General features: G+C 65.2%; 12 protein-coding genes. 4 read left to right on the top strand and 8 right to left on the bottom strand.

Annotated elements, in window-relative coordinates:
- Nucleotides 1-2: 2 nt before the first annotated feature.
- From WC555_RS05000 to WC555_RS04990, 3 genes are all read left to right on the top strand, one after another.
- Complete coding sequence (locus tag WC555_RS05000) at nt 3-470, top strand: hypothetical protein (RefSeq protein ID WP_373251712.1); 468 nt, start codon at nt 3-5, stop codon at nt 468-470.
- Nucleotides 467-1,207, top strand: coding sequence for a hypothetical protein (locus WC555_RS04995; RefSeq protein ID WP_373251710.1), 741 nt, complete (start codon nt 467-469; stop codon nt 1,205-1,207). The genes WC555_RS05000 and WC555_RS04995 overlap by 4 nt, the downstream gene beginning before the upstream one ends.
- Before the next feature lie 297 nt (nt 1,208-1,504).
- Nucleotides 1,505-4,951 (top strand): P-loop NTPase fold protein, encoded by a 3,447-nt coding sequence (locus WC555_RS04990; protein ID WP_373251709.1) that lies wholly within the window; start codon nt 1,505-1,507, stop codon nt 4,949-4,951.
- Between the two features lie 305 nt (nt 4,952-5,256).
- Here the strand turns inward: WC555_RS04990 and WC555_RS04985 are convergent, their stop codons facing one another.
- The 4 genes from WC555_RS04985 to WC555_RS04970 form a co-directional block, all read right to left on the bottom strand.
- Nucleotides 5,257-6,405 (bottom strand): AAA family ATPase, encoded by a 1,149-nt coding sequence (locus WC555_RS04985; protein WP_373251707.1) that lies wholly within the window; start codon nt 6,403-6,405, stop codon nt 5,257-5,259.
- Between the two features lie 181 nt (nt 6,406-6,586).
- The gene (locus WC555_RS04980; RefSeq protein WP_373251704.1) at nt 6,587-6,775 is read right to left on the bottom strand and encodes a helix-turn-helix transcriptional regulator; all 189 of its coding nucleotides are present in this window, start codon (nt 6,773-6,775) and stop codon (nt 6,587-6,589) included.
- Nucleotides 6,776-6,828: 53 nt separating this feature from the next.
- The gene (locus WC555_RS04975; protein ID WP_373251702.1) at nt 6,829-7,452 is read right to left on the bottom strand and encodes a hypothetical protein; all 624 of its coding nucleotides are present in this window, start codon (nt 7,450-7,452) and stop codon (nt 6,829-6,831) included.
- Complete coding sequence (locus tag WC555_RS04970; protein WP_373251700.1) at nt 7,418-8,677, bottom strand: tyrosine-type recombinase/integrase; 1,260 nt, start codon at nt 8,675-8,677, stop codon at nt 7,418-7,420. Before WC555_RS04970 ends, WC555_RS04975 begins: the two co-directional genes overlap by 35 nt.
- A gap of 299 nt (nt 8,678-8,976) precedes the next feature.
- Between WC555_RS04970 and WC555_RS04965 the strand changes: the two genes are divergently transcribed.
- Nucleotides 8,977-11,298 (top strand): GH92 family glycosyl hydrolase, encoded by a 2,322-nt coding sequence (locus WC555_RS04965; RefSeq protein ID WP_373251699.1) that lies wholly within the window; start codon nt 8,977-8,979, stop codon nt 11,296-11,298.
- Between the two features lie 273 nt (nt 11,299-11,571).
- Here WC555_RS04965 and WC555_RS04960 read toward each other — a convergent pair whose 3' ends face one another.
- The 4 genes from WC555_RS04960 to WC555_RS04945 all read right to left on the bottom strand — a co-directional run bounded on the left by WC555_RS04960 (nt 11,572) and on the right by WC555_RS04945 (nt 15,612).
- The gene (locus tag WC555_RS04960; RefSeq protein WP_373251697.1) at nt 11,572-12,963 is read right to left on the bottom strand and encodes a glycoside hydrolase family 47 protein; all 1,392 of its coding nucleotides are present in this window, start codon (nt 12,961-12,963) and stop codon (nt 11,572-11,574) included.
- A 38-nt stretch (nt 12,964-13,001) separates the two neighbouring features.
- Complete coding sequence (locus tag WC555_RS04955; RefSeq protein WP_373251696.1) at nt 13,002-13,778, bottom strand: peptidase; 777 nt, start codon at nt 13,776-13,778, stop codon at nt 13,002-13,004.
- A 69-nt stretch (nt 13,779-13,847) separates the two neighbouring features.
- On the bottom strand, nt 13,848-14,675 hold the full coding sequence (locus tag WC555_RS04950) for a transglutaminase domain-containing protein (protein WP_373251693.1): 828 nt from the start codon (nt 14,673-14,675) through the stop codon (nt 13,848-13,850).
- Nucleotides 14,676-14,679: 4 nt separating this feature from the next.
- On the bottom strand, nt 14,680-15,612 hold the full coding sequence (locus WC555_RS04945; RefSeq protein ID WP_373251690.1) for an alpha-E domain-containing protein: 933 nt from the start codon (nt 15,610-15,612) through the stop codon (nt 14,680-14,682).
- Between the last annotated feature and the right edge of the window lie 78 nt (nt 15,613-15,690).

Genomic DNA, 15,690 nt, shown 5'->3' with positions numbered 1-15,690 from the left:
TCGTGGAAGACCTGCATCCGGGCGTCCAAGCTATTGTCCGAGGCCTGCTCTCCAGCCCACTTTCCGACGTCGGCCGGCTCGCCCTCGATCGTCTGCGGTGCGGGCCCGATCCCGACAAACGATACAAGATAGGGGACGACGCTGATGAATACCGGGACCTTCCAACTTGGCGCTGGGAGCCGACCCACGATGATGCGCGCCTCCAGTTGGTCTTGATTGAAGATGTCATCCACCACTGGCTGGTCGACGAATTGCACATGGCTCGCGAGATCTCGCAGCTGTCACGCAAGCTCGAACTGAAGGTAATCGCCTTCGAGGGACAGGGCGAGGCCCCGGTGGGCCGCCCTGACTTTTCCGGCAATCTGGTCGGGACCGGACGCATCAAGGCACTCCAGACCTTCGGCAAAGCCTTCAGAAAGTCGATCCGGACTGTCCGCGAAGCCATCGATCAGGGGGGTGTGATCCGATGAGCGCATTCGAGGACCAAGTCGAAAGTGACGTTCTCGCTGCCGCTACTAAGCTGGCGATAGCGACTCCGGATTTGGCTAAGGGCTTGGGCAAAAGCTACGAGGCGTGGCTCTACCTGCGAATTGCGGCAGGCATTGATGGCTCCGTGACGGCTTGCGACCACCAAGGCAATCCGACCTCCATCCTGATCCTTCGCGGCGGCCCCGGGTACATGGCGACGGCGCAGTCGACGAAGGCGAACGCCGCCGGGTTCTTCTCGGTAGCGAACTATTCGGGTTCACTGGAACTGCACAGCAGCCTGCGCCACCGCGGAACGAGTGAAGCCTCTCACGAGATCGACATCAGCCTGAACCGTGCCGAAGAATGTTGGACAGTCAGGTTGGGCGGCGGCGGCCCCTATCCCGGACCGCCGGTCATCGGCCTCGAACTCAAGCACTATGGGTCGCACACTAAACTGGACAAGAACTTCGCCCGCGCGCTTCTCGGCGTGGCGATGGACCTTAATCCTTGGTTCGGGATCCGGACCATCTCCGCACGTGGGCCGGGCAAGGCGCTGGCGGCTCGTACACTGCCGGTCCGGGGACGTTATGGCTTGGTGACCACCGCAAGCCTATCGCCCGAGACGGCCCGATTCCTTAAGACCTATGCTATTTCGGCATATCCGGACTTCTCACCGCAGAGCCGCCGAAGAGTTGCTGGCCTGATCCGCCGGATCCAGAACCTGATCGATAACCTGTAGCCCCCCCTTGATCACCTGCCATGCGCTACCGGGGACGCATATGCCAGGAACGCGGAGGCATAAACTGCCGTCGGGCGGTAGTCGCGCCGGAGTGCTCTCGGACGAGCTGGCGTAGGTCCGCTTTCGGAGGCCGACGGCTGCTCCTGGCGCTTTTCGAACAGTTGCCTCGATCGCAGTTCCGGCGTTGCGCCGCGCTGATTGCCGTGGCGCGTAGCGTGTCAATTCGACTCGCACCTCACCCCCTCAGATTGCATTCGTCATGCCAAGCCTTAGGGTCGGAGCGGGGGAAACTTGAACATGGACAACGACGCGCCCGACGGCTCCGTGGACGCCTTTCTTCTCTATAATGAGCGCGAGGGCCTGATCGATCAAATCGCCGACGCCCTGCGTAGCGCCGGCCGCTCGGTTCATTTCTGGCGTACGGACGTCGCTATCGGCGAATCCTGGATGCCCTTTGAACAAAAGAGGCTGGCCGCCGCGCGGGTAGTTGTCATCTTCTTGGGGTCGGAGGGCTGGGGACCGACACACGAGGCGATGGCCTTGGAGGCCGTGCGGCAGGACAAGAAGATCGTCCCGGTCCTGATTGGGCCCGCCCTGCCGCTGGAGATAATGGAGCGGGCGGGACGGATATTTGTCGAGCGTCGCTACCTGCAGCTCTATCCGGAGAGTTGGCGGACGGATTTCCCCGAGCTGCTGCGCTTGATCCCCCTCATTCCTTTACGGCATCCTCTGATTGGGATCCTGCTTAACGGCGACGACGGAGCGCGACGCCGCGCTGTCAGCGACCTCCTTGCCAGCGGCACCGAGCCGTCTCCAGGACTGCTTGCAGAACTAGTGGAGCAGATCCAACTCCTTCAGTCAGGGACTCATCCGGAGACCCCCACCGATGAGCGCATAGCGTCGGCTCGAAGCTGGCTGCTCAGCACCTTGGTTGAACTGACCGGCGGCTCTCCCGCGGTCGAGCGTTTCGCCGCGCATCATGTTGACTACGTCCGCGAGCCCTATGCACCCGCGCGCTTCTGGCTGCTCGAGGCTCTCGAGCGGCGAGCGCCGGACCTCGGCCGCCGCGTCGCGATCCGGGCCTTCGAAGACCCGGTCGAAGAGGTGCGGCTCGCCGCCCAACTGCTGTTTACGGACCAACCGCAGACCGTGCGTCCCAGGCTGGAGCGAGCCCTCAGATCCGATGAGCCGGAGGCCGCGATCCAGTTCTTCAAGATCCGGCCCGATCCATCGCTGGCGGTGGTGGTCGCCGAACGTCTGGCGTCGGAAGGCCTCGCGCCACTGGTCATCGACGCCCTGACCTTCAATCTCCCGATCAGCATTGCCAGCGAGGCCTTGCGGATTGCCCAATCCCCGTCGAACTGTGTCAACAGGATCGTGCGGGTTGCCGCCCAAGCCGACCAGGCGTTCCTTGAGAGGTGCGCCGAGTTGCTGTTCGGCATCATCTCATCTGACCCCGATGCATCGATCGTGCTCAGCGAGCTGGCGGCGAGCGATCCCCAGCTCGTCCCCACCCTAGCCGATCTTGACCGACTTATGCGTCCGCCTTCGAATGACCTGGACGGCGCGGTGCGGATTGCTGGCTACGATTCCGATACCTTGGACGGCTCCCCTGATTACCTCGACATCCGACGCGATGTAGAGGCGGTGACGGCGGTGATGCTCGCGCGCGAACTGAGGCCGCCGCTGGCCGTCGGTTTGTTTGGCGACTGGGGCATGGGCAAGAGCTTCTTCATGCGAGCCATGCGGATCGCGACTGGGGAGCTCAGGACACGGTATCCCGAGCGCTTCTGTCAGGAGGTGGTCCAAATCGAGTTCAACGCTTGGCACTATGCAGACGGCAATCTGTGGGCCAGCCTTGTTTCACACATATTGCAGAGCCTGTCAGACCATGTGTCGCCGCAGGCCACAGCGGAAAGCCAGGCAGCCTCCCTAATCTCCGAGCTGGAGAGCGCCCGGGCAGAGACGGCCGCACTGGAGAGCGAGAGGCTCAATGCGGTAGAGGCGGTGCGCAGCCGGGAAGAGCAGCTTCAGGCCCTCCAGTTCGAGCGCGAGACGGCCGAGGTCAAGCTGACCCAGCTAAAGCTTCAGAGCGTTCGCGAGATCTTCAATGATCCCCAGCTGAAAGCCGCCATCGACCAAGCGCTTGAAGACCTCGGTGCCCCATCGGCCCTAACCCAGATCGAGGATCTGCAGGCCGTAGTACGTCAGGCAAACAGCCTCGGCGGACGAGCGATCGGCTTGGCGCGCGCCCTGACAAACCCGGGAGTGTGGCCTTGGTCGATCGCATTCTTGGCCGCACTCGTGCTGGTGCCGCCGCTGATCGCGTGGGGCGTAGGCTTCGTTCGGGCCGAGCTCGCCTCGGTCGTCGGCTTCGCCACGGCGGCCCTGACCCTGGCCGCCGGCGGCGCGCCGCTGCTGTTGAAAGCACTGAAGGTGGTGAGTGGCCACCTAAAGCGGTTGGAGAACGCCAAGGCGGCGATCGACCGCGCGATCGAGGAGAGACGCGCAACTCCGACCAAGAAGGAACTGGATCTCCAAGCCGCACTGGCACGCTTAAGGGGCCAAGAGGAGGCGGTCGCAGTGCGCCTCCGGGTCGCCGAGGAGCGAGTCGCCGGGCTAGAAACCCGCATCGAGGCCCTAAAGGACGGTCGCTCGCTCAAACGATTTCTCGCCGAACGCACAGGCTCGGACGACTACCGCAAACACCTCGGCGTCATGGCGACGATCCGCAAGGATTTCGAGGATCTAGTCGAGCGCCTGCAATCCCCCCCGATCGAAGGCCATCGCCGCGTTGACCGGATCGTTTTGTATATCGACGATCTGGATCGCTGCGAGGCGAAGAAGGTGGTTGATGTGCTGGAGGCGGTGCATCTGCTCTTGGCCTTCCCCCTGTTCGTGGTCGTCGTCGGCGTCGATCCACGCTGGCTCTCTCACGCGTTGGCCAGCGAGCACCGCGCCTTGGCCAGTGTTCCCGAGAGATTGGACGCTAAGGACACTGCGGCCGAACTTGTCGGCCGGCGAGCGACGCCCCAAGATTTTCTCGAGAAGATCTTCCAGATCCCGCTGGCGCTCAGGCCGATGTCGGAAGCTGGTTTTGGTCGATTAATGGGCAGCCTGCTCGAGGCCACGCCGGATCTTTCGACCGACGCCCTGCCGCCGATCATTGGAGAGGCGCAGATTGGGCTGGTGCCGATGACGGCTTCGGCGTCGGCGGGGACTGATCCGGATCCCGGTGGTGCCGACGCTCCCAATCGAGTCGCGCCATCAGGGACCTCGGTGCCCGAACCGATCGAAGGGCTGACAATGGAAGCACTGCGCATCACGGCTGGGGAAGCGAACTTCTCAAGCACTCTTCACGCCTTCCTGCGAACGCCCCGGGCAGCGAAGCGCTTCTCCAACACCTATCGTCTACTCAAGGCACAGATCTCTGATGGGGATCGTCAGCGGCTCGAGGGCGATGCGGTTGGCGCAGCGGGAGAGTTCCGGATCCCCATGGCGCTGCTGGCCCTAGTGATCAGCCAGACCGCCGAGGCCGCTGCCATCCTCAAGGCCGTCCGGTCCATGTTGGGATCGACCGCAGTCAGCTCAGGTTGGCGCGAACAGATCTCCGGTGACGGTGCCTCCGGATCCCTCGGTCGGATCTTCGTCGAGTCTCTCGACGCCAGTCCCGGCGACCCGGTTTCCAAAATAGCGTTCTGGCTGCCCCGCGTGGCCCGCTACAGTTTCGAGGGCCTGAGATAGGCGTGGTTGTCAGCCCCATGAGCAGGAGCGGCTCGTCTATCGCGATAGGGGTCCTTGTTCAGAGCGGTGGTCGAGACCTTGCGCTACATGTGATTTGAGGTCGTCTTCAGCACTACGGGGACGTCGCTCGCAGCGCTTCGCAATCCTGCTGTCGTCCGTCGAAGCACGATATCAGGCGGCCAAGTCACCTCGAGCGGAGCGGCTAAACCGGACGCGAGGAGTGGCGGGGCAGACGGGACACACCCCCTATAGGGGGTGTCCCGGTTGTCCCCCGCGGGACATGTTCCTCGGGACAATCAGTCCCTTCATTGTTCCGTCTCAATAACCCACGCGAACGGGCCGTGGGTACCGACCACACCTTTTGATTGAAGGTCTTTGACAGCCCGGCTGAATGCCCTTTTGCGGGCCTCACCGTTGTCGGTCGGACTGATGCCCATACTGTAAGAATACTCGCGCCAGAGAGTCAGAGTAGTACCAGCAGCATCAAGCGGGACCGGCCCTCCAGGCGAGGGCGCACCAGCCTCAGAAGTGGCTTTCTTCAGGGCCGTCATGGCGATTGTCTGGGCGGGGGACAGGCGAAGACCTTTTGCTCGTCGGACAGGCGCTTCCAGAATGTCGAAACGGCTACCGTCGGACGCCAAGTTGTAGGTCCGGCCGGCGCGGCCGTAGTTGCTCTTGGTATGCTTCAGGGTCAGCAAGCACCGCTTGTCGGGATCACCCTGGACGTCATCGACAATGAGGTGAAGGAACGACCGTGCTTGATTGCGCCAGGCGGTGGAGCCGGATGTCCCGCGCCCTCCCTTCATGCCATCGACGGACGGATGACCCAACAACAGGATCGCAATATCCTGTTGCCGCGCACAGGCATTCAGCTTCCGCATGAAGTCCGACACCTGATGCCGGTCCAGCTCATTGCCGCCGAACACCGCCGCCGCATAGTCGATGACCAGAAGGGACGCCCCCTCCGACTTCACCCGTTCCAGAAGATCGTGCATGAGCGCCGTCAGGACCAGCTCGCCGGTTTCGGCGTAGAGGGCCAAGATCGTGTCGAGGCCCACGCCGGGTAGCGCGCTGATGTAGGGGGCGATCTGATCAAACGGCACTCCCCTAGCGTCACAGATTCGCCGCAACCGCCGTACGAGCTCGTCGCCGTCATCCTCCGCGAACAGGCCAACAGAACGCCAGCCACGGGGCAGTTGGCCCAGCCACAATTTCTGCCGGGAAGCCATTGCCACCATCAAATCAAGTGCCAGCATGGTCTTGCCGGAACCGCCGTCGCCGTAGAGAGCTGTTACACAACCCGCGGGAATGAGATCGGGAATCAGCCAGTCGCGGTCCGGCGGTTCACGGTCAACCCAAGCCATCAGGTCAATAAAGCGGGAGGACGTCGGATCGCTCGCGACGACAGCGGCAGGGGTTACTGCAGTCGAACGAAGCCCTTTCGCAACGTTCATGACAGCACCACCGCGACGGTGTAGGGTTGTCCCTGTTCACGATCACTATTTGGACACTCGATCCGAACCCCGGTTTCGCCCGCCAGCGAGCCGGGGTTTTTCGCGCCCAGGTCCGGGGGCGGGAGGTTCCAGCCCCGCCAGAAAGGGCACTTCGGTTCAACGTCCGGGCTACGCGGCTCCATCACATAGCCCCGCGCTCGGCAATCCGGCTCTTCAGCCAGTCACTGATTTCGTTTTCCAGCCAGCCGTTGGAGCGCAGGTTCAACTTAACGGGCTTGGGAAAGCTGCCCTTTCCCATCATCTCGTAAATGGTCGACCGTCGCAGGGACGTGCGCTCGATAACCTGGGGAAGTCTCAGTAATTTTTGCATGGCCGTCTCCGTCTCGCTTCGGACGGCCAAGCACCTAGTCGGACGCTATCGTGCTAGTCGGTAGCGTCCGCACCTTTCGCCCGTTTGGCCCAGGCACCACGCACTGTTGAGACGCCGCATTGAAGGTCACGCGCCGCGTTCACATAGGCCTCTGTGAGCTTGTCGCCCTTGGCCAGATGATGGCGCACCTTATCGACCCGTCCCTCGTCAGACCCTTTCCGAGTCGCCGCGCCCCCCGCAGCTCGCTCGTCCAAGGTCTTTTTCCCCAGCAGGAAGAGCTCCTCGCGCGCCAGCTTCATCTGTAGTTCGCTGAACGTCTCGCCGAACAGCGCCGCCTCGTGGGCCGCCCACGAAGGCTCTCCTTGGTCGATATAGTCCTGAACAAGGCGGCCAAGCACCACCAGACGGTGAAGATACCAGCCTGCTTCCTCCCGCGGCTTGAACCGGTACTTCGCGGGCTTCCTCGCGAGCTCTAACGCCAACGCTTCTCGTGCGGCCTCGACATGTTCCCGATGCGACGCCCACGGGTCCTCGGCCCACTCACTCATCTGCTGGAAAACCTCTAAAAACTCCTCCGAGGTCTCGGCGACATCGTGGGTGGACTTCCGCCTTGTGAACGCCGTGCCCTCAATTTTCTCGGCCCTACGCATGAAGCTTTGCCACTTCACTGCACCCATTCGACGTCACGATCCGTCCGACCTCGGCGGCCCAAGCGTCCAGAGCATGTCGCTTCTCATCGAGGAAGTCGTGCCGTTGATAGACACCGGCAAGACCGCCTCGCGTCCCCGAGATGTGATTGAGGGCCGCCTCTGTGACCTCCAGCCGGACGCCGAGGCGTTGCAAGCCCGTCGCCATGGTCCGTCGCAGATCGTGGAGGGTGAAGTGATCGATTATTGCCGGCTCCTTAGCGTCGCCGGTCAGCTCCTTCACCATATCCGCGGTGATCCGCGCCAGCGCCCTGCTAAAGCCGGACGCACCCCGTTCCGGGTCGGCGCGGGAGGGAAACAGCTTGGCGCTGCCGTCGATCACCGGCACGGCCTCCAATATCGCAACGGCTGCGTTGGACAGAGGGACAAGGTGCGCCTTGCCGTTCTTCGCCCGGTCGGCGGGGATGGTCCACAGCTTCGCCTCTAGATCGAATTCGGCACGATCCGCACTGAAGACTTCATCGCGGCGTTGCCCCGTCAGGACCAACAGCTTGACGGACGGTCCCCACGGCAGCCCTTCGCCCTCAAGCACAGTCCACAGGGCCTTAAGCTCGCCATTGCTCAGCACTCGTTCGCGCGCCTTTGGTTTGTCAGGCTTGCCGGCGTCGCGGCATGGATTGACCTCAAGCCGATGAAGGCGCGGCATAGCCCAAGAATAGAAGGCGCTAAGCTGGGCCGCGACAGCGCGCGCCATGACCGGCGTTGGTCTGCTGCCGCCGGCCGCCACACCGTCGATTAGCCGAGTCACCTCCGCGCGGCTGACGCTGTCCGCCAGCCGGTCCCCAATCTCCGGCAGGACGTACTTGTTGAATATGCGCTCGACTTCGGAGCTCGAGCGCTTGCCGGCCTTCGCTCTCTTATAGTCGTCAAACAGCGCCCGAATGGTGCCAGCTCCCCCGCCAGTCATTCTACGGGTCTCGCCTCTCGGGTCGCCACCGCCTTCAATATCATTAAGCAGAGTCCGCGCCTTCTTGCGCGCGTCGGTCAGGGTGAACCGCTGGTCGTGAAATCGACCAACCGTGACGTTGGCAATCCGACCCCCGATCCGCTTTCGAAGAATGAAGGTCTTGGCACCGGAGGTGCCCACCCGGATGCGGAGGCCGGAAACGACTTTGTCCGCCACCTCGATCCGGCCCGCGTCAGGTGCTTGGAGGCCCCTAATCTTCGCGTCCGTCAGCCCTACCGCGCCCGCCATCGGGTCCTCCTGAATGGGTACCAGCGGGCTCCACAAGCCGTTACCCCGGGTAACAGAATGCGGGACATACCCCCGGAAACCACCGGACGATGCTGGACAGAAAAGTCTTGTCACACAAGGGGTTTTCGACAAACCCGAACAGCGCCGGACGGCCAAGAAAATAACTCTTAATCAGCGGGTCGTAGGTTCGAACCCTACATCACCCACCATCGTCCTTCCCTCTTCCCCACATCCTGCCTAGGCTCCGCCGCATCATTGCGGAGGGGCGTTTCATGCGGTGGATCGGCCAAAACACGATCTTGGCGGCGATACTGGCCATGGCGCTGGCGGGGTGCGCGACCGCGCAGGAGGCGCCCGCGCCCCTCCCGACCCCGTTCGAGGCCGTCGATCCCTTCATCGGCACGGCCGGCAAGGGTCACACCTTCCCCGGCGCGGTCGCGCCGTTCGGCATGGTGCAACTGAGCCCCGACACCGACTACCGCCCGTTCCGCCAGTCCTATCACTGGGCCTCGGGCTACCGTTACGACGACCCGACCATCATGGGCTTCTCGCATACCCATTTCTCGGGCACCGGCCATTCCGACCTCGGCGACGTGCTGATCACCCCCATCTCGGGCGAGCTGAAATGGGATCCCGGCGCGGCCGACCAGCCCGGCTCGGGCTATCGCTCGCGCTACAGCAAGGCCTCTGAAACCGCCGAGCCCGGCTATTACGCCGTCAGCCTGACCGACTCGGCCGTGCGCGCCGAACTGACCGCGGGCGTCCGCGTCGGCCTGCATCGCTACAGCTTCCCGCGCGGCGCCCCGGCCCGGGTGCTGCTCGACTTCCGCGGCTCCATCTACGACTATCCGGGCAAGGTGCTGTGGTCGCGCATCCGTCTGCATCCTGACGGCACGGTCACCGGCTTCCGCGAGACGCGCGGCTGGGCCCCGGCGCGGCAGCTCTATTTCGCCATGCGCTTCTCGCGCCCCATGGTCGGCCATGAGCTGAAGGACCGCGACGAGGCCATCCCCTACAACGGCTTCCGCCAGCCGGGCCGCACCCCCGCCGACCGCGACCAGGTCCAGGGCCGCCAGCTCGAGGCCGCCTTCGACTTCGGCGAGATCGCCGGGCCGCTGCTGGTCAAGGTCGCCGTCTCGTCGGTCGACGAGGCCGGGGCCATCCGCAATCTGGAGTCCGAGGGCGGTGATTTCGACTTCGACGGCGTCCGCGCCGCCACCCGCAAGGCCTGGGAGGAGGCGCTGGACGTCGTCCAGATCGAGGCCGCGCCCGAGATGCGGACCACCCTCTACACCGCCCTCTACCACGCCCTGATCGCGCCCTCGGTCCATGGCGACGCCGACGGCCGCTGGCGCGGGCCGGACAATGCGGTGCACGCGTCCGACTTCACCGTCCACTCGACCTTTTCGCTGTGGGACACCTTCCGCGCCGAACATCCCCTGCTGACCCTGGTCGCCCCGCCGGCGCGCAACGCCGACATCGTCAACTCGCTGATCGCGGCCCAACAGGTCAGCCCCTACGGCATCCTGCCCGTCTGGTCGTTCCACGGTCAGGAGACCTGGACCATGATCGGCTATCACGCCGTGCCGGTCATCGCCGACGCGTACCTGAAAGGCATCCCCGGCATCGACGGCGCCGCGGCCCTGAACGCCATGACGGCCAGCGCGACCTACCGGCCCTGGGGCGGGCTGGGCGACTATATGGACCTCGGCTACGTCCCCATCGACCGCGAGCCCGAGGCCGCCTCCAAGACCGTCGAATACGCCTATGACGACTGGACCATCGCCCGCATGGCCGAGCGGCTGGGCCGGGGCGACATCCAGGCCCAGTTCGACCGCCGTGCTGGCGCCTGGCGCAACACCTTCGACGTCCAGACCGGCTTCGTCCGCGCCCGCAAGGCCGACGGCGAATACCGCACCCCCTTCGACCCGACCGCCATCAACTACGGCTCGGACTACACCGAGGGCAACGCCTGGCAGTATTCGTGGTTCGCGCCCCAGGACCTGGGCGGTCTGGTCGGCCTGATGGGCGGCGACGCGGCGACGGTGGCCAAACTCGACGCCATGTTCGACTTCGACAACACGGGCCTCGACTATTCCCACGCCGAGGACATCGCCGGCCTGATCGGCCAGTACATCCACGGCAACGAGCCCAGCCACCACACCGGCTATATGTACGTCTACGCCGGCGCCCCGTGGCGCACCCAGGCCCGACTGACCCAGATCGTCGCCAGCCAGTACCACGCCCGCCCCGACGGCCTCGCCGGCAATGACGACGTCGGCCAGATGTCGGCCTGGCTGATGTTCACGGCCATGGGCTTCTATCCGGTCACCCCGGGCTCGAACCAGTATGTCATCGGCCGCCCGTTCACCGACCGCACGGTGCTGAACCTGCCCGGCGGCAAGCGCTTCGCCATCGTCACCGAGGGGCTGGCCGAGGATCATCCCTACATCCAGTCGGTGACCCTGAACGGCCAGCCTCTGGAGCGGACCTGGATCGGCCATGACGAGATCACGGCGGGCGGCGAGCTGCGCTTCGTCATGGGGGCCGAGCCGAACATGACGTGGGGCGTCAGCGCGGAGGCGCGACCGTATTCGATGACGGGGTATCCGGCGAACTAGCACTGGACCTTGTCATCCCGGACGCCGCAAGGCGGCGATCCGGGACGCTCGGCGCCGGGATGTCATCCTCCCGGAAGCGGCGTTAGCCGCTGTCCGGGAGACAGGTCAGGACAGGTGCGGCGGCGAGCCGTCTCCCGGACAATCGCGTTGCGATTTCCGGGAGGTCACCGGTTGGGCGCACTCCGTCCCGGATCGCCGCTTCGCGACGTCCGGGATGACAAAGTGATCGGCGCTCTGTCCTCCCCATTCGCCTCCGCGAATGGGGAGGTGAACTCACGCCTTCACAAACCCCCTCAACACATTCGCCTCCGTGCTCAGCACCAGCCGGTTCAGGTCCACCCGCTTCGGCTCGGCGAACATCAGGTAGTAGTATTTCATCTGCTCCGACCACCAGTAGCCCGGGCAGTTGTCGCCCTGGGTCATCGGCCGGGTCGTGATGTCGGCCAGCGAGGTGTAGCCATGGGCCACCTTCGAGGTCTCCTTCATCGCCCGATAGTGCACCGCCGTCAGCGCCCGATACCGCTCGTCCCGGTCGCCCAGCCAGAGGTTCAGGCAGGCGTCGGCGAACTCGGGGCGCAGGCCGGTGCGCTTGCCGCGGGCCGTCCCCGTCGTCACCTCGATCGACTCGGGGATGACGGTGTAGCGCGCCTGCATCTCCGTATAGCTGGCCAGGAAGTCGTCGCCCTCGGCCTTGCGCCCGACCTGCCCCAGCAGCCCGGCCAGATAGCCGCCCAGCACCGTCTGCGACGTCCCGGTCACCTCGGCGGTCTCATAGTCGACCATCGGGAACCACAGCCGGCCGTCATAGCGGCGGCCCTGATGGGCGATCATCGCGCCCAGACATTCCTCGGCCCAGCGCTTCATCTCGGCGTCGCCGAACATCTCCCAGCTGTCCCAGAGGTATTCGTAGAAGCTGTCGGCATAGACATCGATCGAGGCGTTGCGGCTGGTGAACTGACCCGTCTCGGCGTGGATGTTCGCCGCCATCAGCCCCTTGTCCGACCGCATGTCGAGCGCGTGCTTCATCGCCCGCTTGGCCGCCGCATAGTATCGGTCGTCGCCCGTCAGCTGGCCCAGCAGGCCGAACTCGGTCGCATAGGTGCCGATCTCGGCGAGATTGGTTTCCGGATCCCGCACCGCCCCCGTCTTCAGATTCACATAGCGGTACGGCAGGCCGTGCGGCGAAGCGTCGAACGCCTTCATCAGCCGGTCGGCGAGGTCCTTCGCCTTGTCCAGCAGCACCGGATCGCCGCACGCCAGATGCGCCGACAGCAGGCCGCCGACCAGCCGGATATTGGTCTCGAACACCTGGGCGTAGCCGTCGATGTCGAAGGCCAGATTGGCCTTGACCCAGTCGACCCCGGCCTGGAATTCCTCGTCCAGCTCCATGATCCACAGGGTGTCCAGCGCCTCGACCAGCGACAGGCCGAGGTCATGCCCCTCGATGAAGAAGGACTGCGACGTCCCCGAAACCGGATTGATCTCGTCCCTGCCCCAGGCCCGGGCGACATAGTGGTCCCAGGCCCATTTGAATTCGGCCTTCACGTCCGCGCCGAGCGCCGTCCAGTCTTCGGACTGCGCGAACGCGGGCAGGCCGGTCAGGCCGGCGACGGCGGTTCCACCCATCAGGGTCAGGGCGTGGCGGCGGTTCAGGGCTCGGATCATGCGACACCCTGACCCGAGGCCGCGCGACGGGCAATGGCCTAGGTTCGGCTGGACGCCAGCCGCGGTCCCATCATCCACGGCGGCTCGGGCATCGAACGGCGCGCGGTGGTCTGGGCCCTCGTCCAGCGTTCGTGCAGATCGGCGAAATAGGGATCGTCTTCCTCGATCCGCCGCTGTTCGCCGCTGATGAAGCCGCGCCGGATGGTGATCAGGTCGAACGGCGCCCCGACCCCGACATTGCTGCGCATGGTGGTGGAGAACGAGATCAGGCCCAGCTTGACCGCCTCGGCCAGCGGGGAATCGAACGCCAGCCCGCTCTCCAGAATGGGTTTGCCGTATTTCAGTTCGCCGATCTGCAGATAGGGGGTGTCACGGCCGCATTCGATGAAATTGCCCTGGCTGTAGATCAGGAACAGCCCCATCTCGCCGCCCTTGATCTGGCCGCCCAGCAGCATGGAGGCCGAGGTGTTCAGGCTGTCGGCCTCAAGCGCCGGCGCGATCGACAGCCGTACGCTGCGCAGGGCGTGACCCAGAATCTGGGCGCAGCGGAACAGGGTCGGCGCCGTCTCCAGCGTCTCGGGCTCGTCGCCGACGTTCAGATGGACGCCCTCTTTCGCCATGGCCAGCGCGGTCTGGGTGACGGACAGATTGCCGGCGGTGCAGACGCCCAGAACGCGGTCCCCGGGCCGGTCGACGACGTGCAGCTTGCGATAGGTCGAAATGCTGTCGACGCCCGCGTTGGTGCGGGTGTCGGCGATCATCGCCAGACCCTCTTCGACCAGCATGCCCACGCAATAGGTCATCTGGTGCGCCATCCCCGTACGGCAGTCATGGGGCGACGGTATCAGATTCGCGCGACGGCGGCGCCCGCATCCGCACCGACGTCAGGCCTGCTGCTGGCTCTGTTGCATGTCCGCATCACGCACGTTCAGACGCACCGCCAGCCGCTCGCCGCCGCCGCCATAGGTGGCCCCCCGCACAGGGGCGGCGCCCAGATAGTCCAGCCCCGTAGCGACCCGCACATAGCGGTCCGTCGAACAGATGCCGTTGGCCGGGTCGAAGCCGACCCAGCCCAGATCCTCGATCCAGGCCTCGGCCCAGGCGTGGCCCGCCTCCTGGTCGTCCTGTCCGTCGCGCCGCAGCAGGTGGCCCGACACATAGCGCGCCGGCACGCCCATCTCCCGGCAACAGGCGATGAAGACATGGGCGTGGTCCTGACAGACCCCCCGGCCCAGGGCCAGGACCTCGGCCGCCGTGTGGGTCGGCGTCGTCACTCCCACCTCGAACGCCACCGAGCCGTGGATGCCGGCCATCAACCGATGCAGCCGCTCGAGCGGCGGATGGGCCGAAAACTCCGAGGCGAAGACCGAGATCAGCTTGTCGCGTTTCGTCAGCGCCGTATCCCTCAGGAACACCAGCGGCGACAGCGTCTCCTGATCCCGCGGCACGACGCCGGCGGTCTCGTTCGTCACCACCTCGCCCGAGACCCGGATCGTCAGGCTCTGGGTCGGCTGCTCGGTGTAGAGGGTGTGGACGATGTTGCCGAAGGCGTCCTCGGACTTTCGCAGACGGGCGTCGACATCAGTCTCCACACGCCAGTCGCGCACCTGCTGGGCCTCGGACGAGCGGGGCGAAAGCCGCAGGGTCTGGATAATGAAGCGCGCCGCCCGGTCGTAGGCGTAGGTGGTCGCGTGATCGATACGGATGCGCACTGGATCAGCTCAGATACTGTTCGTGGATCGCCTGACCCAGGCGTCCGTTCTCGCCGAGAAACGCCTGGATGTATTCGTGCAGGCCCGACTGGAAGATGTCGTCCATGCGCGAGTTGTCGAACGCCCGCATCCGCTCCGCCGCCAGCCGCTGCGCCGGCCCGCGCCGGCCGTAGTCGCTGGCCAGCCGCTCCAGATAGCGCACGATCGACGACTGGCAGCTGGCCAGGGAGCGCGGCATCTGCCGGTTCAACACCAGCAGATCGGCCACCAGCCACGGCTTGACGCTGTCGCGATACACCCAGCGATAGGCCGTCAGCGCCGACACCTCGCGCAGCAGGGTCGTCCACTGGAAATAGTCCAGCTGCCCACCGACGCGTTCGCCCTCGGGCAGCAGCAGATGGTATTTGACGTCCAGCAGCCGCGCCGTGTTGTCGGCCCGCTCGATCGCGGCGCCGAGGCGCAGGAAATAGTAGCCGTCGTTGCGCAACATGGTCCGGCTGGTCGCGCCCTCGACCGACAGGGTGACGGTCTTCACCCACTCCAGAAAGCGGGCGAAGTCGTCGCGGCGGGTCGGCTGGCCCTGCTCCTCCAGCCCGTTCCAGGCCCCGTTGATCGCCTCCCACAGCTCGATCGTCAGCGCCGTGCGCACGGACCGCGCATTGGTCCGGGCGCGGGTGATGCAGGCGGTGATCGACGAGGAATTGTCCGGCGCGAAGGCCAGATATTCGCGCACCGACTTCTCGGTCGGCGACCGGCCCAGCGCCTTGGGCGCCCCGGCCGAGGCCAGGGCGCTGGCCCACACCGTCTCGGCGTCGCCGTCGCCGCGCGTCGGAATGGCCGCCAGCCTCAGCGTGGCCTCCAGAATCCGGGCGAGAAAGTCCGCCCGCTCGATATAGCGGCCGGTCCAGTACAGACTGTCTGCGGTTCTCGAGAGCATCTCAGGTCTCCTCCCCACACCGTGGGGAGGTGGCGCGGCGCGGCTTCGCGCCGTGACGGAGGGGGCGGCGCAGGCCGT

Origin of the sequence: Brevundimonas sp. (genome assembly GCF_041648615.1) — a bacterium.
GTDB lineage: Bacteria > Pseudomonadota > Alphaproteobacteria > Caulobacterales > Caulobacteraceae > Brevundimonas.
The sequence above is the reverse complement of the archived record's forward strand: the minus strand, read 5'-3'. Positions and strand labels throughout refer to the sequence as shown.